Here is a 16622-nt window from a genome sequence, read left to right as displayed (position 1 = left end):
TCAGGCCTCCTCCACCGCGAAGATACCCGGCGCGTTGCGCCAGTAACCTTTGTAGTCCATGCCCATGCCGAACAGGTAAAGGTCTTCCGCTTCCAGGGCGGTGTAGTCGGCTTTCAGGCCGGGTTGCGCCTTGCGGTCGTGCACCTTGTCCACCAGCACGCAGGTTTTGACGCTGGCGGCGCCCTGCGCCTTGCAGGCATCGATGATCGACAGCAGCGTGGAGCCCACGTCCAGAATGTCGTCCAGAATCACCACGTCGCGGCCTTCCAGATTGGCGGTGGGGGTAACGATCCACTGCACGTCGCCGCCGCTGGTCTCGCCCAGGTAGCGGCTGGCGTGCAGGTAATCCACCTCCAGCGGAATGTCCAGACGGGTGAGCAATTGGCCGGCGAACACCAGGCCGCCGTTCATGATGGTGACGAACACCGGGAAGCGCTCGGAATAGTCCTCGGCCAGCTTGATCGCCACCTTGGCCACCGCCTCTTCCACCTGGTCGCGGGAATACAGCTCGCGGGCTTCGCGGCGCACGCGCATCAGTTCTTGCTTCAGTTCAGTGGCCATTTCAGTCGCCATCGGCGTCCTCCTCGGATTGGTCCTGGTCGCCTTTCCAGGTCTGGTTACGGTCGCGACGGTTGCGGCTGCGGCGGCGCGAACGGCGTTGCGCGGCGCGCCCTTCGGCGACCTCGTCCTCGTCGTCCTCGAATTCCTCGTCCCCTTCATCGTTGGCCGCCATGTACAGCGTGCGGCTGGGGAAGGCGAACTCGGCGCCGTGCTCATGGACAATGGCCATGATGCGCATCAGCACGTCCTGTTTGATTTCATGGTAGGTGACCCAGTCCGTGGTCTTGGTGAAGGTGTAGATAAAGAATTCAATGTGCGACGCGCCGTAGCTGTCGAAGTTGACGATCAGGGTGCGGTGTTCGGTTTCCAGATCCTTGTGCTTCTTGGCCATCTCGCGCACCGCGTCGACGATGGCGGGCATCTTCTCCCAGTCGTCGAAGCGGATGCCCACCTTCTCGTTGATGCGGCGGTTAAGCATGCGCGACGGGTTTTCCAGGATCACCGTGGTGAACATGGCGTTGGGCACGTACAGCGGCCGCTGGTCGAAGGTGCGGATGCGCGTCAGGCGCCAGCCGATGTGCTCCACCGTGCCTTCGATGCTGCGGTCCGGCGAGCGCACCCACTCGCCCACTTTGAACGGCTTGTCCATGTACACCATGGCACCGCCGAAAAAGTTGGCGAGCAGATCCTTGGCGGCGAACGCCACCGCCATGCCACCCAGGCCGCCGAACGCCAGCACCCCGGAGATGCTGTAACCGAGCGTCTGCAGAATGATCAGAAAGGCGGTGATCAACACCGAAATGCGCAGCAGCTTGCCCACCGCCGAGGCGGTGGTCTGATCCATCGGGTTGCGCATGCGATCGGGGTCGATCAGGTTTTTTTCCACGTTGCCGACCAGCTTGGTCAGGAACAGCGCGACGATAAGAATGAACGCCACGCGGCGGGCGTCGCCGACGTAATCGAACACCGCCGCCTCGGACACCGCCTGCATCATTTCCGCGGCCACCGACAGGCCCACCACCCAGATCAGCAGGCGGATCGGAATGCGCAGGGAATCCAGCAGGGCGTCGTCCCACAGGTTGTGGGTTTCGCGGCTGAAGTGATCAATGATGTCGATCACCCGCATCAGGATAAAGTTGACGGTGACGGTGCACAGCACCACGGCGAAGACCTGAGTCACCCACAACGCGGTTTCGGTGTCCGGCCCGGGCCACACCAGAAGTTGTCGCCAGTCGGTCAGCGCTTCCCAATTCATTACAGGTCCTTATTAAGCAGGTCGGCCACGTCGCCGGCCTGCCGGCGGCGGCTCAGATGCATGGGGGCGCGGGGCTTGCCGCGCAGGGCGGCGGCGCCGACCCGGTGCTCGAAGCGTCGGCCTTCCAGCCATTGCGCCACGGCCACGGCGCCGGGGCGGTCGTTGCACACCAGCACCATGTCGCAACCCGCCCCCAGGGCGGCCTGGGCGCGCTGGGAAAAGTCTCCGGCACCGGCGGCGCCGGCCATGCCCAGATCGTCGGAGAAGATCACACCGCGGTAGCCGCAGTCACCGCGCAGCACCTTGCCCAGCCAGTGGCGGGAAAAACCCGCCGGCTCGGCGTCCACCGCCTGGTAACGGACATGGGCGGGCATGATGCCGTCCAGACGCGGCGCCAGCGCCTTGAACGGCACCAGGTCGTCGTGCAGCTGTTCCCAGGTACGCGGGTCTTCCGGCAGCTCCAGATGGGAGTCCGCCGCCACGTGGCCGTGGCCGGGAAAGTGCTTGCCGGTGGCGGCCATGCCGGCGCGGGCCATGCCGTCGATAAAGGCGCCGGCCAGTTCGGTGACCGCGTGCGGATCGGCGTTGAAGCTGCGGTCGCCAATCACGCTGCTGGTGCCGAAATCCAGATCCAGCACCGGCGCGAAACTGATGTCGATGTCGTAGGCGCGCAGCTCGTCCGCCATCAGTTCGCCGAGCAGGTCGGCGGCGTGGCAAGCGGCTTCGGGATCGCGCCCGTGGTAACGGCCCAGCGCCGCCATCGGCGGCAGGCGGGTGAACTCGGTGCGGAAACGCTGCACCCGGCCGCCCTCCTGGTCCACGGCGATCAGCAGGTCCGGGCGCGCCGCCCGCACTTGGTGAATCAGCTCGTAAAGCTGGTCCGGTTCCTGGTAGTTGCGGCTGAACAGAATCAGGCCGCCCACCGCCGGGTGACGCAGCAACTCCTGCTCTTCCGCCGTTACGGTAAGGCCTTCCAGGTCCAGCATCAGCAGCGGCTGGGTATCGGTTTGGTTCGACATAAGCGGGGTGTCTTACTCGACGATGGTCACCGGCGTGGCCACCGGTACCCGTTCAAAAAGAGTGATCACATCCGTGTTGCGCATGCGGATGCAGCCATGCGAAGCCGGCTCGCCCATGGGCTGGTCGTCCGGCGTGCCGTGAATATAAATAAAGCGGCGGAAACTATCCACGTCGCCGCCCTGATTGACGCCCGGCTGCAGACCGCCGAGCCACAGAATGCGGCTGAGAATCCAGTCCCGTTCCGGGGCTTCCCGTGCCCGCTCCGGGTCGTAAAACTCACCGTGAAAGCGACGGCCCGCGAACACCGCGCCCGCCGGCAAACCGGCGCCGAAGCGGGCCCGCACCAGATGCCGGCCGCGCGGCGTGGCGCCGCTGCCGTGGCGCTCACCGGCGCCCACGGCGGCGGTGGACACCGGAAACCGCAGCGTGTCTTCAGGGCTTTCCAGAGTCAGGGTTTGATCGCTGAGCGACACGAGAATAGGCATAGCGAGAAGATACAGGATGGGCGCCGGGTTGTAAGCACTGTGGCGGCGGAACCTTGTGGGAGCGGGCCTTGTGGGAGCGGGCCCTGCCCGCGAAAGGGGCGAAGCCCCGGCAGGATTCCAGAGGCGTATCTAAGGGCGGCAGCAACACCCTCTCTGGGATCCTGCCGGCAAGCTACGCTTGCCTTTCGCGGGCTGGGCCCGCTCCTACAATGCCGCCGACCACGAACGGCAGGAGCTGCTGGGTGATGTGGGCGGCGGTGACGCTCTGGTTGAAGTCTTTCTTGCTGATCGCCTGCAGCGATTCCATGCCGGACAGGGTGAAGATCACGGCGCCCAGGCTGAAGTGCACCCGCCAGAACAGCTCCATCGGCGGCACGTCGGGCACCGCCCGGCGCAGCAGGGCCAGGAAGCGGCGGAACACCGGGCCGTAATGTTCGCGCAGCCAGGCACGCAGGTGGTCCTGCGGCTGGCTGTAGGCCTGCCCGGAGAGGCGGAAGAAGATCATCGCCCGGCGTGGTTCGTCGCCGTGGGAGCCCAGCGCCAGCCGCGAGGCCACGGTGAACAGCTTCTCCAGGGGCACTTCGCCACCGCTGCGGGTTTCGCCTTCCAGTTCCTCGAGCTTGGCGTCCAGGGCCTGGCAGAACGGCGTCAGATAGCGCTCGAACACCGCCTGGATCAGCGCTTCCTTGGAACCGAAGTGGTAATTGACCGCCGCCAGATTGACGCCGGCCCGGCTGGTGATGGCGCGCAGGCTGGTCTCGGCGAACCCCTTCTGGGCGAACAGAACTTCCGCCGCATCAAGAATGCGCTGCACGGTATCGGATTGGGACATGCCGGCCTCACGCCTGGAAACAGACGTTTTAAACTAGCGTTTGAGGCACCACAGGTCAATTGTAGGAGCGGGCCCAGCCCGCGAAAGGGCGCAAAGCGCCCGGCAGGATACCAGAGACGTCACTAGTCCTGACTAACGCGCTTCTTCAACCGCCGGCTCCAGCGCTGCTTCGCATACCGCCGCAGATTGGACACGTTATCGGTCTCATCCATGATCTCGTGCCCCAACAGGGTCTCGATAATGTCTTCCATGGTGATCAACCCCACCCAGGTGCCCAGGTCGTCATAGACCATGCCCAGGTGCTGGCGCTCGCGCAGCATTTCGCCGAACACGTATTCAATATTCATGGTGGCGCGGAACGGCGCCATGCCACGGGCCAGCTCACTGACCTTGCGGTCGCCCTCCACTTCCAGCAGGTCGCTCTTGTGCACGTAGCCGACCGCTTCGTCGTGTTCGTTGATCACCGGGAAGCGGGAAAACGGCGAGCCGGCCAGGCGCTGGCGCACGTCGGCCACGCTCTCGTCCGGGCCCAGCGAGCGCACCACGGTGCGCGGGGTCATCACCTTCTCCACCTTGATCTCGTGGAGGTTGAGCACATTGGTGATCACCCGCTGCTCGTCCTCGTCCAGGGCCTGCTGATCGCGGCCGATGGCCGCCATTGCCTTGAGCTCGGCGCGGATATCGGTGTCCGGCTCGCCGGCGCCGATCTGCCGGGTGACGATCTTGGAAAGCCACACGAACGGCTTGAGCACCAGAATCATCAGGTTCAGCACCGGCGGCAGCATGGGCGCCAGGGTGCGCCAGAACTTGGCGCCGATGGTCTTGGGAATGATCTCGGAGAGAATCAGGATGGCCAGCGTCATCACCGCCGACGCCGCGCCCAGATAGGCCTCGCCGAAGATCACCGCCACCTGGGCACCGACCCCGGTGGCGCCGGCGGTGTGGGCGATGGTGTTGAGGGTGAGGATCGCCGCCAGCGGGTCGTCGATGTCGTCCTTGAGCTTGCGCAGCTTCTCGAACAGCTTGGGCCGCTCACCCTTGAGGCCGGCGATATAGCTGGGGGTGATCGACAGCAGGGCGGCTTCCAGAATTGAGCACAGGAACGAAAACCCGATGGCGACCAGGGCAAAAACGATAAGCAAAAACATCGGCGTTTCCATTCAGTGATTTCCTACCATTCTTCCATATAGGCGCCGCAATGCTCGATCAGTTCCTCAACGCGGCGCGCGGCCTGTTCCAGGCGTTCCAGGTCGCCGTAGGCGAGCGGCGCGTAGGGGTCCTCGGCGCGCATCGCCAGATCATTGCCTTCACCGGGCGGGGTGGGCCGGCGGGCGAGCCCGGCGGCGCCCACCGCGGCGCGGATTTCCTGATCGAGCCAGAATACCAGATCCGCGCGGTCCGCCCGCGCCGTCGCCAGCACCTGGATTTCCTGGGCGCGCACCTCGGCGCGCTGAAACGCCTGCTCCAGGGCCGCCAGGCTGATCAGATCCTCGTAACCGGCCACCTGATAGTTCTTGGCCGCCTGCCGGGCCAGACCCACCAGCACCGAGTACAAATGAAACACCACCGCACCGCGTAGCGCCAGGCGCTGGCCCACGGCGGCGCTCTCGTCGCTGTACAGTTGCTTGAGCAGACTGCGGGCGAAGAACAGCCGCTCGCGCAGGCCGCTCACTTCGCTTTCTCGAACCATTCGGGACATACGCCACCTCCGGTGGGCTGCACGCCTCAAGCTTCAAGCCGCAAGCCGGCTATCGCACCCGAACCGCTTCTAGCTTGTAGCTTGAGGCTTGTCGCTATTTCTTGGCGGCCTTCTTTTTGGCCGGGGCTTTTTTCTTCGCCGCCTTTTTCTTGGCGGCTTTTTTCTTGGGCGCGGTCTTTTTCTCTTCCACTTCCCAGGCGCCGTCGCGGTAGAAGGCGTACCAGCCGGTGGGCTTGCCGTCCTCCTCGGTCATCACGTACTGCTCTTTCGCCTTGCGGCTGTAGCGCAGTACCGCCTTGCGACCTTTGGCGTCCTCGGCGGGGGCCTCGGCGAGATACTTGTGCTTGGGGTCCAGTTCCTTGGCCACCGACTGCACCTCTTCCACCAGCGGCGCGCGGGTTTCCCGGTTCTTGGGAAACTGGCTGGCGGCCAGGAACAGGCCGGAGGCGCCGTCGCGCAGCAGGTAGTGATCGTCCACCTTCTCGCACTTGAGGTGCGGCATGGGCACCGGGTCGGCGCGCGGCGGCGCCGGCTCGCCGTTCTTGAGCAGCTTGCGGGTGTTGCCGCAGTCATCATTGGTGCACTTGAAGAACTTGCCGAACCGGCCGGTGCGCAGCTGCATTTCACTGCCGCACTTTTCACATTCCAGTGTCGGGCCGTCGTAGCCCTTGATGCGGAATTCGCCCTTCTCCACCACGTAGCCGTCGCAGTCCGGGTTGTTGCCGCAGATGTGCAGCTTGCGCTTTTCGTCGATCAGGTAGTTTTCCATCGCCGTGCCGCACTTGGGACAGCGTTTCTTGCGGCGCAGCTCCTGGGTTTCCGCTTCCTCGTCGTCGGCGCGCACCGCCTCTTCGCCGGGCAGCAGGTTGAGGGTGGCGGTGCAGCGCTCCTTGGGCGGCAGGCTGTAGCCCGAGCACCCCAGGAACACGCCGGTGGAACCGGTGCGGATCTGCATCGGGCGGCCGCATTTGGGGCAGTCGATGTCGGTGTCGGTGGGCAGGTTGGCGCGCATGCCGCCCTTGGCCTGCTTGCCGCTGCCCTCGCCCTGGGCGGCTTCCAGCTTGGCCAGGAAGTCCCGGTAGAACTCGTCGAGCACGTCGCGCCAGCCGCGCTTGCCCTCGGCGATCTGATCCAGGGTTTCCTCCATCTGGGCGGTAAAGTTGTAGTCCATCAGGTCGGGGAAGCTTTCCGCCAACCGGTCGGTGACGATGTCGCCCATCTTCTCCGCGTAGAAACGGCGGTTGTCCTGACGGACATAGCCCCGATCCTGGATGGTGGAAATAATCGAGGCGTAGGTGGAGGGCCGGCCGATGCCGCGCTTCTCCAGTTCCTTCACCAGGCTGGCTTCGGTGTAGCGCGCCGGCGGCTTGGTGAAGTGTTGGTTGGCGTCCACCTGATCGATGTCGAGCACGTCGCCCTGCTTGAGATCGGGCAGCACGGTGTCCTCGGCGCCCTTGCGCGACGCCTGGGGCTGGATGCGGGTCCAGCCGTCGAACTTGACGATGCGACCGCGCGCCTTGAGCTCGTAGCCGTCGGCCTCGGCGGTGATGGTGGTGCTCAGGTACTCCGCCGGCGGCATCTGGCAGGCGATGAACTGGCGGCGGATCAGCTCGTAAAGGCGCTGGGCGTCGCGCTCCATGTCCTTGAGGTTGCTGGCGTCGCGCTTCACGTCCGAGGGGCGGATCGCCTCGTGGGCTTCCTGGGCGCCGTCGCGGTTGGAGTACCGCAGCGGCTGCTCGGGCAGGTACTTGTTACCCAGTTGCTCGCCGATCCAGGCGCGGCAGTCGTTGACCGCATCCGCGCTCAGGTTGGTGGAATCGGTACGCATATAGGTGATGTGGCCGGCCTCGTAGAGGCGCTGGGCCATCATCATGGTCTTCTTCACCCCGAAGCCCAGGCGCGTGCTGGCGGCCTGCTGCAGGGTGGAGGTAATAAAGGGAGGCGGCGCCTTGGAGCGGGTCGGGCGCTCCTCGCGCTGGCTGATGGTGAGCTTGCCGGCGGCCACCAGGGCGGCGCGGTGCTTCTCCGCGTCGTCGCCGTTGTTGGGGCGGAAGTTCTCGCCCCGGTAACGGGCCACCTGCATGCGGATGGCGTCCGCCGCGTTGGCCGTGTTATGGGTGTCGGCGTGCAGCTCCCAGTACTCTTCCGGGGTGAAGGCGCGGATTTCCCGCTCGCGCTCCACCACCAGCTCCACCGCCACCGATTGCACCCGGCCGGCGGACAGGCCGCGGGCGATCTTTTCCCACAGCAGCGGCGAGATCATGAAGCCCACCACCCGGTCCAGGAAGCGGCGCGCCTGCTGGGCTTCCACCCGGCTCATGTCGAGCTTGCCCGGCTCCTCGAAGGCGGCCTGGATCGCTTTCTTGGTGATCTCGTTGAACACCACCCGGTCGAACCGCTGGTCGTCGCCGCCGATCACTTCCCGCAGGTGCCAGGCGATCGCCTCCCCTTCGCGGTCCAAGTCAGTGGCGAGGTAGATGCGGTCGGCGCTGCTGGCGAGCCGCTTGAGCTCGTCGATCACCTTTTCCTTGCCCGGCAGGATCTGATACTGCGCCTGCCAGCCGTGGTCCGGGTCCACGCCCATGCGGTTGATCAGCTGCGCGCGGGCCTTCTTCTTTTTATAGGCTTCGCGCTCCTCCTTCGGCAGTGAGCGGGTATAGGCCGCTTCCTTGGCCCGCTCCTTGGGGGTACTGGTCTTGGCGCCGCCGCTTACCGGCAGGTCACGCACATGGCCGACACTGGATTTGACCACGAAATCATCGCCCAGATAGCGATTAATGGTCTTGGCCTTGGCCGGCGATTCCACGATTACAAGGGATTTACCCATTCGTTGCTCACCCGATCATGAGAAGCTGCGTCATAAGAAACCTCTGAGGCCTGACCGCCACGGCGGTGAAAATTCGCCGGGCAGGACACGCCTCAGAGGTCGGGCCGGGGCCTTTGCGGACCCCGGCGGGCGCCTATTTAGACAGCGCCGGTATCGTCCGGTCAAGCACCGGGGTCGCCGGCGACGCCGCCCGGAAGCCCTCCAGGCCGCGCCGGCCATGGCGTCGCGGCGCCTTTCACGGTGGGCTGGCAGAGCCCGCCGAGAAGGCTATACTCGGCGTGAAGGTACTGAAAACAACCTCTGCCGGTTAAGGGAGAACACCATGACCTCACCCTATCGAAAGGTACTGGTGGCGATTGATTGCAGCGACGAATCCGCCGAGGTTCTGTCCCGTGCGGCGGGGGTCCAGGAAGGCACCGACGGGGAATTACACCTGATCCACGTGATCGAACCGCTGGCGCTGGCCTACGGCGCCGACGTGCCGATGGACGTCACCGACCTGCAAAGCGGCCTGGTCAAGCAGGCCCGCGACACGGCGCTGGAATACGCCGGCCACTACCGGATTCCGGAAAGCCGCATCCATGTGGAACTGGGGTCGATCGAAAAAACCATCCTCGACAAGGCCGACGACATCGGCGCCGATCTGATCGTGGTTGGCAGCCACACCCGCAGTGGCCTGGCCCTGCTGCTCGGCTCCACCGCGCGCGGCCTGGTGCCCGGCGCCCACTGCGACGTGCTCGCCGTGAAAATGGACAAGCGCAAGAAGGAAAGCTAGCGGAAACTGTGGGAGCGGGCCCCGCCCGCGAAAGGCAAGCGGAGCTTGCCGGCGGGATTCCAGAGGCTTTTCTATGAAGCCGCCAACAGGGTCTCTGGTATCCTGCCGGGCGGCCTGGCGGCGCCCTTTCGCGGGCAAGGCCCACTCCCACAGGGTGCCATTAGGTGAGTTGGGCGTTACCAGTGGCGCTGGGCGGCTTAGTGTTCCACCTGTAAAGCAGCCCGGCGAGTTCGCGGGCTTGCGTTTTGAGCGCGGCCAGCTCTTCGTCGCTGTCCCGGGGGCCGGTGAAGATCGGCACCTTGCGCAGCGCCGCCACCAGCTCCTGGTCCGGCGCCTGCATCCGCTGCACTTCCACCGCCCAGCGGATCTGATGCACCAGCATATGGAAGAACGCCAGCCGGGTGGCCAGCGTGTAGGGCGAGTCGGGGCGGTCGAAATCGGTGAATTCCAGCTTCGCCATCACCGCCTCGCGGGCGGCGTCCGCCACGCGGATGGTGGCGCTGCGGGCGGTGCCCAGCAGCATGGACAGCGTCCCGAACACCTCGCCCGGGGACACGTAATACAGCACCGCCGAGGGTGCGCCGTCGGCGCTCTCGCCCTGCACCACCAGCTGGCCGCGCAGCAGAAAGTACAGTGACGATTCCACTTCCCCGGCGCGGATCACCCGGTCGCCGGGGCCGGCCTCGATGATTTCCGTGCGCGCCAGAAGCAGCGCCCGCTGGTCCGCGTCGTCACGCGCCACCTCATTGAAAAACGGCACGCCGGAAAGCAGTGCCTCCACCCGCGCGTGATCCGATTCCTGCCATTGGGCGTGCTTCATGTCTCCCCTCTTCCCCGTGTATGGCGGCCTCATCCTAGCCCGAACGTTTCCCGGATTGCCACCGCCGAACAGGCCGTATTCACTCGCACGGTGCAAAAAACCACTGGACATATTACACTGTCCGTATTATCAGTGTACGTAACAGCGGAACCGTGCCCGAGGAGGCCGACATGAGCATCGCATTAACCGCACGCCAACAGCAGGTTCTCGATTGCATTCGTGCGTCCCAGATGGAGACCGGCATGGCCCCGACCCGGGCTGAAATCGCCGAACGCATGGGCTTTCAATCGAAGAACGCCGCGTCCGACCACCTGCGCGCCCTGGAGCGCAAGGGCTACATCCGCCTGCACGGCGACCGCTCGCGGGGCATCCAGCTTCTCGATCTGGCCCTGGAGATGGGCGATGAGGTGCCGGTGGTGGGCAAGGTCGCCGCCGGTACGCCGATCGAGGCGATCGAAAACGTGGAGCGCACCGTGCCGGTGCCCCAGGGGCTGTTTCGCCAGCGCCCCACCTATCTTCTCAAGGTCCAGGGCGATAGCATGATCGAAGCCGGCATTTTCGACGGTGACCTGATCGCGGTTCGCAAAAGCCAGACCGCCCGGTCCGGCGAGATCGTGGTGGCGCGCATTGACGATGAAGTCACGGTGAAAACCCTTAAACTAAATCGTTCCAGCGCCACGCTGCTGCCGGCCAACGACGCCTACGCGCCGATCCGCGTGGCCGCCGACGAGCTGATGATCGAGGGTATTTTCGTGGGTCTGATCCGTGATCCCAATGCGCATTGACACCGTTAACCGCCTTTTGGCAACCCTGTTGCTGGGCATCGCTCTGGCCGCCTGCCAGGGCAACGCCGGCGCCGGCGACGACGCCAGTAACGAGAGTAGTGAGAGACAGAACCGTATGTCGGACACCCGTTTGCTTGCCCCCTGCCCGTCCGCGCCGAATTGCGTGTCGAGCCTTGCCGAGGACGAACGTCACCGGGTGGCGCCGCTGCCCGGCGCCGGCAACCGCGCCGACAGCCTGGCGATGCTGGAAGAGGTGCTCGACACCCTGCCCCGGGTGGCCTACGAGCGGATCGGTCCGGCCCGCATTCAGGCCCGCTTCACCAGCCGGATTCTGCGGTTCGTTGATGATGTGACCCTGTACGTGCACGACGACGGTCTGATCGACGTGCGCTCCGCCTCGCGCATCGGTTACTGGGACCTGGGCGCCAACCGGCGCCGGGTGGAAGACCTGCGCGAGCGCCTCAACGCGCGCCTTGGACAACCCCAGCCCAGCCACGGATGAGCGGCATGCCGGAGCACGGCCCGCGCTGGGCGGACATCGGCGTCAATCTTGGCGACAAGCAGTTCGCCGAGGACAGTGAACAGGTGCTGGCCCGCGCCGCCGACAGCGGCGTGGCCCTGATGTTGCTCACCGGCACCAGTGTGCCGGAGTCGGAAGCCGCCGTGGCGCTGTGCCGGCAATGGGCCGACGCCGGCCCGGCCCTGTTCGCCACCGCCGGCATTCACCCGCACAACGCCCGCTTTTTCGACGCCGAGGCCGGCCACGCGCTGGCCGGGCTGCTGGCGCACCCCGAGGTGGCGGCGGCCGGGGAGATGGGCCTGGACTTCAACCGCGACTTCTCGCCCCGGGACGACCAGGAAAGCGCCTTCGAGGCACAGCTGGCGCTGGCCGCCGAGGCCGGCAAGCCGGTGTTCCTGCATCAGCGCGACGCCCACCACCGTTTCCTGCCGATTCTGAAAGCCTGGCGGCACAAGCTGCCCGCCGCCGTGGTGCACTGCTTCACCGATCAGCGCGAGGCCCTGTTCGACTACCTGGATCTGGATTGCCACATCGGCATCACCGGCTGGGTGTGCGATGAGCGGCGCGGTGGCGCCCTGGCGGAGCTGGTGCCGGAGATTCCCGGCGACCGCCTGCTGCTGGAAACCGACGCGCCCTATCTGCTGCCCCGGGATCTGCCGGAGAAGCCACCGCGCAAGCGCCGCAACGAGCCCTGCTATCTGCCCTGGATCGGGCGGCGGATCGCGGCGTTGCGTGGCGAGAGTGAGGCGGATCTGGCAGAGCGCACCTTTGCCAATACCCGCGCTTTTCTCAGGCTTTCTCCGCGCGCCAGTTGAAGTCGACTTCCAGCGGCGGTTGCGGGCCGTCTTCGGGCTGGCCGGCCATTTCCGCGTAGGGCGAGTTGTGCACCAGCACCGCCTTGTCGGTGGTCATCTTGCCGAGCACGTTGTTGGCGTGCTCGGCGCCGTTAAAGCGCACGATCTGGCCTTTCTCGTCCACCACGTGGTAGCTCACGCCGTCGATCTCCACCTGCACGATGCAGATCGACAGCGTCACCGACCGCAGCAGCACCTTTTCCACGTGCCGTCCGTTGAGTTTCTTAACGGTAATCTTTTCCATCTTTACTCCGAAAGCAGCGCCTGAATGTCGAGCAACCCGAACGGCCAGGCGAGCTCGCGGTCGCCGTGGCGCAGCACCGGGATACGCTCGCCGTACTCCGCGATAAGGGTATCGTCCTCGGCGATATCCACCGCGTGAATATCGATTTGCGGGTTCACGGTGAGCAGCAGGTCGCGGGCCTGGTCGCACAGGTGGCAGCCCAGGGTGGTGTATAGCACGACAGTCATCAAAGGGTTCCGTGTCGGATCGCGTAGCAGTGGTGGATGGCGCTGTTGCGGCGGAAGTCCTCCGGCAGGCTCCAGGCGGTCAGGTCCTCCACCTGATACCAGCGGGCGATGCTCTCCTCCAGCTCGAAGCGGCGGAAGTTGCAGGAAAAGTAGAGCACGCCGCCGGGCTCCAGGCGCTTCATGATGCGCCGGATCAGCTCGCCGTGGTGCTCCTGGACCACGAAGTCCTGGCGCGACTTGTTGTTGGAGAAGGTGGGCGGATCGCAGAACACCACGTCGAACTGCTCCTGGCAGTCCTCCAGCCAGGCCATGGCATCGGCGCGCACCAGCGGGTGGGCCTCGCTGGAGAAGCCGTTCACCGCCAGGTTGCAGGCGGCCCAGTCCAGGTAGCGCCGCGAGGCGTCCACCGTCACCGCGCGGCGGGCGCCGCCCACCAGCGCCTGCACGCTGGCCGCGCCGGTGTAGGCGAACAGGTTGAGGAAGCGCTTGCCGGCGCACTCCTCGGCGAGCCGCAGGCGCAACGGCCTATGGTCCAGGAACAGGCCGGTGTCCAGATAGTCGTTCAGATTCACCAGCAGGCGCGCCTGACCCTCGCGGACCACCCGGTACTGGCCCTGGCCGTCCAGTTTCTGATACTGGCGGTTGCCCTTCTGCCGCTCGCGGGTGCGCAGGTGCACCTGCTCGCGGTGCACGCCCAGGGCCGCGCGCACCGCGCTCACCGCCCATTGGCGGCGCTGTTTCGCCTTGTCCTCGTCGACGGTCTTGGGCGCCTTGAACTCCTGCACCAGCGCCTGATCGCCGTACACGTCCACCGCCACGTTGAACTCCGGCAGGTCCCGGTCGTAGAGGCGGTAGGCCTGAATGTCCTCGCGCTCCAGCCAGCGGCGCAGGTGCTTGCCGTTCTTGCGCAGGCGGTTGAACAGCGGCATGGCGGGTTCCGGCAGCTCAAAGCCGGGCGCGTCGCCGACCCGCAGCGGCGGCTGCGGCGCCGGCGGGCGCGGCCGGCTGACGCGGATGAAATTGTTCAACGCGCCGTTGCGCACCTTCCACTGCTGGGTCATATCCATGCCGGAGCGGTCCAGAGCGGCCACGTCCGCGCCCAGCATCACCGCGGTCCAGGCCGGCGCCTTCTCGCCGAGGATGCGGCCCAGGCCGGCATACAGCCAGGCGGCGCTGGTCTGCTCGTCCAGCCGTTCGCCCCAGGGCGGGTTGGTGGCCAGCAGCCCCTGGTCGGCGAAATCGCGGCCGCGCAGGGCGCCCAACTCGCGCCGCTCGAAATGCACCAGCCGGCGCACCCCGGCGCGCTCGGCGTTGTGCAGCGCGTACTGAATGGTGTCCGGGTCGGCGTCGAAGCCCTTCAGCGACGGCAGACCCTTGAGCCCGCCCTCCAGGCTGGCGGCGGCTTCGCGCAGGGCCTCTTCCCAGAGCGGCTTGCGGCAGCCGCGCCAGGCCTGGAAGCCGTACTCGCGGCGCAGCGCGCCGGGCGCCACGCCGGCGGCCATCCAGGCCGCCTCGATCACCAGAGTGCCGCTGCCGCAGAACGGGTCCAGCAACGCCGCCGGCCGGTCCTCGCGGTGCCAGCCGCCGGCGCGCAGCAGCGCCGCCGCCAGATTCTCGCGCAGCGGCGCCCGGCCGCCGGCCAGCCGGTAACCGCGCCGGTGCAGCGGCGTGCCGGCCAGGTCCAGCCACAGGCGGGCGCTGTTTTCGTCCAGCCGGGCGCGCACCGCGCAGGCGCCCTCCTCGCGCCGGGCCTGGCCGATCTCCGACGGCAAGGCGCGCAGCAGCCGCTTACCGCTGACCCGGCTGTCGCCGCGCACGCCCTTGCCGTGGTCCAGGCTCAAATGCAGGTCCACGCCGGGCGGCACCAGGGCGCGCCAGTCCACCGCCGCCGCCAGCCGCTCCGGCGCCTGGTCCGGGGTCACATCCAGTTCCGCCAGCGGTACCAGCACCCGCTCCGCCAGGCGCGACCACAGGCAGGCCCGCAGGGCGTCCTGCTGCAGACCCTGAATCCCCACATGGGCGTTACCCGGATCTGTTACCGAGATGCCCAATTCGGTGAGCTCGTCGGCGAGCAAGGGGCCCAGGCCGGGCAGACAGGTAATTACGAAATCCATGGGTTTTGCCCTGCAAGTGCCTGTTTTAAAGACGGAAATGAAAAATTCATCGGTTGGACCATTATTCGTCACACGCTTAAACGGCGCCACCATTATGGCGACATGTTATTCGACACCCTCTTCCCCCTTTCACATACTCAAAGCGTGGCCCTTCGAAAAGGTGACCGGGGGGCCGCAGCTTACTGACCGTCGCCGCAATCGGCAAAGCGGCACTGCGAATAAGCCAACAGGCGTACAAGCCAAGAGGATCGTGTCTATGAAAAGACAGAAACGCAGTCGTGATGAAAGAGCTTACAGCCGGGGGTACCTGGCCGGATTTCAAGGCAGGCCCAGGGACTTTTGCCCCTTCGGCGCATTGCAGGCCCGCACCCACTGGATGAGCGGTTGGCGCGAGGGCCGCACGAATCAGGTACAAGGCATGGTCGGCGTGGCCGGCATCCAGAATTTGAAAGACGTCACCTAATCTTTATTTCGCGTTAAGAGGACATTGTAAAAAACCTGTTTTCGATCAGCGCCGGCGCTTCGCGCGTCGACCCCACAGGGCCCCTCCCGGGCCCTTTTCTTTTGCGGCCTTTAAAAACCTACCAGGCGCGGACAATGTCCCCGACCAGCCCGGGGCCCTGGTAAATGAGGCCCGAATAGACCTGCACCAGCGAGGCGCCCAGACGCCGCTTATCGAGGGCGTCGCCGGCCCCGCTGATGCCGCCCACGCCGATGATCGGGATACGGCCGTCCAGGGCCTTGGCCATGGTGGCCAGGGCCCGGTCGGCGATCGGCTTCAGGGGCGCGCCGCTCAGGCCGCCCTGCTCGTCGCCGTGGCGCAGGTGCGCCACGCCGGGCCGTTCCAGGGTGGTGTTGCCCACGCAGACGCCGTCGATGCCGTGGCGCACGAACGCCTCCGCCATGGCCGCCAGTTCCTCTTCGCTGTTGTCCGGCGCGATCTTGATCACCAGCGGCACGGTCACGCCGCGCTGTTGATCCAGGCGGGTCTGCGCCTCGCGCAGGGTGCCCAGCAGGCGGTTCAGGGCGTCGCCGTGCTGCAAGTCGCGCAGGCCGGGGGTGTTCGGCGAGGAGACGTTGACCACCAGGTAGCCGGCCAGGCCGTGCACCTTGTCCTGGCAGATTCGATAATCGTCCACCGCCTGCTCCGCCGGGGTGTCCTTGTTCTTGCCGATATTGATGCCCAGCACGCCCTGGAAGCGGGCCGCGCGCACGTTGTTCACCAGGGCGTCGACGCCGTGATTGTTGAACCCCATGCGGTTGATCAGCGCCCCGGCCGGCGGCAGCCGGAACAGGCGCGGCTTGGGGTTGCCCGGCTGCGGACGCGGGGTGACGGTGCCCACCTCGATGCAGCCGAAGCCCAGCGCCGCCAGGCCGTCGATGCAGTCGCCGTTTTTGTCCAGGCCCGCCGCCAACCCCACCGGGTTGGGGAAATCCAGCCCCATCACCCGCACCGGCCGCGCCGGCACCCGCGCCGGATAGAGCCTGCCGGCGCCCCGGCGCAGCGCGGCGAGGGTCAGGTCGTGGGCCTGCTCCCCGGACAGGGCGAACAGGGCGGGACGGGCAAGCTGGTAAAGCATGGGCGGCGGCTCCTCGGTTGGCGG

General features: G+C 66.3%; 18 protein-coding genes. 5 read left to right on the top strand and 13 right to left on the bottom strand.

What is annotated here, in order from left to right:
- The 8 genes from ACMG4O_RS09385 to topA all read right to left on the bottom strand — a co-directional run bounded on the left by ACMG4O_RS09385 (position 1) and on the right by topA (position 8679).
- Positions 1-573, bottom strand: coding sequence for a hypoxanthine-guanine phosphoribosyltransferase (locus ACMG4O_RS09385; protein ID WP_370183282.1), 573 nt, complete (start codon positions 571-573; stop codon positions 1-3).
- On the bottom strand, positions 563-1816 hold the full coding sequence (locus ACMG4O_RS09380) for a mechanosensitive ion channel family protein (protein WP_194856513.1): 1254 nt from the start codon (positions 1814-1816) through the stop codon (positions 563-565). The genes ACMG4O_RS09385 and ACMG4O_RS09380 overlap by 11 nt, the downstream gene beginning before the upstream one ends.
- Entirely contained in the window at positions 1816-2835 is a 1020-nt protein-coding gene (gene nagZ, locus ACMG4O_RS09375) for a beta-N-acetylhexosaminidase (RefSeq protein WP_228548121.1), read from the bottom strand. Before nagZ ends, ACMG4O_RS09380 begins: the two co-directional genes overlap by 1 nt.
- Before the next feature lie 12 nt (positions 2836-2847).
- Positions 2848-3321 (bottom strand): L,D-transpeptidase, encoded by a 474-nt coding sequence (locus ACMG4O_RS09370; RefSeq protein ID WP_194856512.1) that lies wholly within the window; start codon positions 3319-3321, stop codon positions 2848-2850.
- A 172-nt stretch (positions 3322-3493) separates the two neighbouring features.
- Complete coding sequence (locus ACMG4O_RS09365) at positions 3494-4153, bottom strand: TetR/AcrR family transcriptional regulator (RefSeq protein WP_335628550.1); 660 nt, start codon at positions 4151-4153, stop codon at positions 3494-3496.
- Between the two features lie 122 nt (positions 4154-4275).
- Positions 4276-5301 (bottom strand): CNNM domain-containing protein, encoded by a 1026-nt coding sequence (locus ACMG4O_RS09360; protein WP_142949458.1) that lies wholly within the window; start codon positions 5299-5301, stop codon positions 4276-4278.
- A 23-nt stretch (positions 5302-5324) separates the two neighbouring features.
- Positions 5325-5852 carry a hypothetical protein gene (locus ACMG4O_RS09355; protein WP_214013878.1) on the bottom strand — a complete coding sequence of 176 codons (528 nt, stop codon included), beginning with the start codon at positions 5850-5852 and terminating at the stop codon, positions 5325-5327.
- A gap of 94 nt (positions 5853-5946) precedes the next feature.
- Positions 5947-8679, bottom strand: a complete 2733-nt coding sequence (topA, locus tag ACMG4O_RS09350) for a type I DNA topoisomerase (RefSeq protein ID WP_414433683.1) — start codon at positions 8677-8679, stop codon at positions 5947-5949.
- 322 nt (positions 8680-9001) lie between these two features.
- On the opposite strand from topA, the gene ACMG4O_RS09345 reads away from it, so the two are divergent.
- Positions 9002-9454 carry a universal stress protein gene (locus ACMG4O_RS09345; RefSeq protein WP_142949432.1) on the top strand — a complete coding sequence of 151 codons (453 nt, stop codon included), beginning with the start codon at positions 9002-9004 and terminating at the stop codon, positions 9452-9454.
- Positions 9455-9614: 160 nt separating this feature from the next.
- Here the strand turns inward: ACMG4O_RS09345 and ACMG4O_RS09340 are convergent, their stop codons facing one another.
- Positions 9615-10274 (bottom strand): cyclic nucleotide-binding domain-containing protein, encoded by a 660-nt coding sequence (locus ACMG4O_RS09340; protein ID WP_142949433.1) that lies wholly within the window; start codon positions 10272-10274, stop codon positions 9615-9617.
- Between the two features lie 170 nt (positions 10275-10444).
- Between ACMG4O_RS09340 and lexA the strand changes: the two genes are divergently transcribed.
- From lexA to ACMG4O_RS09325, 3 genes are read left to right on the top strand one after another with little or no spacing between them, the layout of a single operon-like run.
- On the top strand, positions 10445-11059 hold the full coding sequence (gene lexA / locus ACMG4O_RS09335; RefSeq protein ID WP_142949434.1) for a transcriptional repressor LexA: 615 nt from the start codon (positions 10445-10447) through the stop codon (positions 11057-11059).
- The gene (locus ACMG4O_RS09330) at positions 11049-11561 is read left to right on the top strand and encodes a DUF1499 domain-containing protein (RefSeq protein WP_228548226.1); all 513 of its coding nucleotides are present in this window, start codon (positions 11049-11051) and stop codon (positions 11559-11561) included. Before lexA ends, ACMG4O_RS09330 begins: the two co-directional genes overlap by 11 nt.
- Positions 11562-11566: 5 nt before the next feature.
- The gene (locus ACMG4O_RS09325) at positions 11567-12394 is read left to right on the top strand and encodes a TatD family hydrolase (protein WP_370203322.1); all 828 of its coding nucleotides are present in this window, start codon (positions 11567-11569) and stop codon (positions 12392-12394) included.
- Here the strand turns inward: ACMG4O_RS09325 and ACMG4O_RS09320 are convergent.
- Genes ACMG4O_RS09320 through rlmKL form a run of 3 tightly spaced genes read right to left on the bottom strand, consistent with a single transcriptional unit; the run spans position 12369 to position 15018 of the window.
- Positions 12369-12677: a DUF6482 family protein gene (locus ACMG4O_RS09320; RefSeq protein WP_142949436.1), complete on the bottom strand. Its 309-nt coding sequence runs from the start codon at positions 12675-12677 to the stop codon at positions 12369-12371. The genes ACMG4O_RS09325 and ACMG4O_RS09320 overlap by 26 nt on opposite strands.
- A gap of 2 nt (positions 12678-12679) precedes the next feature.
- Complete coding sequence (locus ACMG4O_RS09315) at positions 12680-12904, bottom strand: glutaredoxin family protein (RefSeq protein ID WP_142949437.1); 225 nt, start codon at positions 12902-12904, stop codon at positions 12680-12682.
- Positions 12904-15018 carry a bifunctional 23S rRNA (guanine(2069)-N(7))-methyltransferase RlmK/23S rRNA (guanine(2445)-N(2))-methyltransferase RlmL gene (gene rlmKL / locus ACMG4O_RS09310; RefSeq protein WP_414433682.1) on the bottom strand — a complete coding sequence of 705 codons (2115 nt, stop codon included), beginning with the start codon at positions 15016-15018 and terminating at the stop codon, positions 12904-12906. The genes ACMG4O_RS09315 and rlmKL overlap by 1 nt, the downstream gene beginning before the upstream one ends.
- 256 nt (positions 15019-15274) lie before the next feature.
- On the opposite strand from rlmKL, the gene rmf reads away from it, so the two are divergent.
- Positions 15275-15481: a ribosome modulation factor gene (rmf, locus tag ACMG4O_RS09305; RefSeq protein ID WP_142949460.1), complete on the top strand. Its 207-nt coding sequence runs from the start codon at positions 15275-15277 to the stop codon at positions 15479-15481.
- Between the two features lie 118 nt (positions 15482-15599).
- Here the strand turns inward: rmf and ACMG4O_RS09300 are convergent, their stop codons facing one another.
- The gene (locus ACMG4O_RS09300; RefSeq protein WP_348322357.1) at positions 15600-16598 is read right to left on the bottom strand and encodes a quinone-dependent dihydroorotate dehydrogenase; all 999 of its coding nucleotides are present in this window, start codon (positions 16596-16598) and stop codon (positions 15600-15602) included.
- Between the last annotated feature and the right edge of the window lie 24 nt (positions 16599-16622).

The sequence above is a fragment of the Alloalcanivorax venustensis genome (assembly GCF_047495515.1).
Classification (GTDB): domain Bacteria; phylum Pseudomonadota; class Gammaproteobacteria; order Pseudomonadales; family Alcanivoracaceae; genus Alloalcanivorax; species Alloalcanivorax venustensis.
Note: the sequence above shows the minus strand (reverse complement) of the source record. Positions and strands in the feature narration are given on the sequence as shown.

Excerpts from the sequence above, each read along its gene's own strand:
- ACMG4O_RS09385 (WP_370183282.1), bottom strand. The coding sequence starts at position 573 with ATGGCGACTGAAATGGCCACTGAACTGAAGCAAGAACTGATGCGCGTG.
- ACMG4O_RS09380 (WP_194856513.1), bottom strand. The coding sequence starts at position 1,816 with ATGAATTGGGAAGCGCTGACCGACTGGCGACAACTTCTGGTGTGGCCC.
- nagZ (WP_228548121.1), bottom strand. The coding sequence starts at position 2,835 with ATGTCGAACCAAACCGATACCCAGCCGCTGCTGATGCTGGACCTGGAA.
- ACMG4O_RS09370 (WP_194856512.1), bottom strand. The coding sequence starts at position 3,321 with ATGCCTATTCTCGTGTCGCTCAGCGATCAAACCCTGACTCTGGAAAGC.
- ACMG4O_RS09365 (WP_335628550.1), bottom strand. The coding sequence starts at position 4,153 with ATGTCCCAATCCGATACCGTGCAGCGCATTCTTGATGCGGCGGAAGTT.
- ACMG4O_RS09360 (WP_142949458.1), bottom strand. The coding sequence starts at position 5,301 with ATGTTTTTGCTTATCGTTTTTGCCCTGGTCGCCATCGGGTTTTCGTTC.
- ACMG4O_RS09355 (WP_214013878.1), bottom strand. The coding sequence starts at position 5,852 with ATGTCCCGAATGGTTCGAGAAAGCGAAGTGAGCGGCCTGCGCGAGCGG.
- topA (WP_414433683.1), bottom strand. The coding sequence starts at position 8,679 with ATGGGTAAATCCCTTGTAATCGTGGAATCGCCGGCCAAGGCCAAGACC.
- ACMG4O_RS09345 (WP_142949432.1), top strand. The coding sequence starts at position 9,002 with ATGACCTCACCCTATCGAAAGGTACTGGTGGCGATTGATTGCAGCGAC.
- ACMG4O_RS09340 (WP_142949433.1), bottom strand. The coding sequence starts at position 10,274 with ATGAAGCACGCCCAATGGCAGGAATCGGATCACGCGCGGGTGGAGGCA.
- lexA (WP_142949434.1), top strand. The coding sequence starts at position 10,445 with ATGAGCATCGCATTAACCGCACGCCAACAGCAGGTTCTCGATTGCATT.
- ACMG4O_RS09330 (WP_228548226.1), top strand. The coding sequence starts at position 11,049 with ATGCGCATTGACACCGTTAACCGCCTTTTGGCAACCCTGTTGCTGGGC.
- ACMG4O_RS09325 (WP_370203322.1), top strand. The coding sequence starts at position 11,567 with ATGCCGGAGCACGGCCCGCGCTGGGCGGACATCGGCGTCAATCTTGGC.
- ACMG4O_RS09320 (WP_142949436.1), bottom strand. The coding sequence starts at position 12,677 with ATGGAAAAGATTACCGTTAAGAAACTCAACGGACGGCACGTGGAAAAG.
- ACMG4O_RS09315 (WP_142949437.1), bottom strand. The coding sequence starts at position 12,904 with ATGACTGTCGTGCTATACACCACCCTGGGCTGCCACCTGTGCGACCAG.
- rlmKL (WP_414433682.1), bottom strand. The coding sequence starts at position 15,018 with ATGGATTTCGTAATTACCTGTCTGCCCGGCCTGGGCCCCTTGCTCGCC.
- rmf (WP_142949460.1), top strand. The coding sequence starts at position 15,275 with ATGAAAAGACAGAAACGCAGTCGTGATGAAAGAGCTTACAGCCGGGGG.
- ACMG4O_RS09300 (WP_348322357.1), bottom strand. The coding sequence starts at position 16,598 with ATGCTTTACCAGCTTGCCCGTCCCGCCCTGTTCGCCCTGTCCGGGGAG.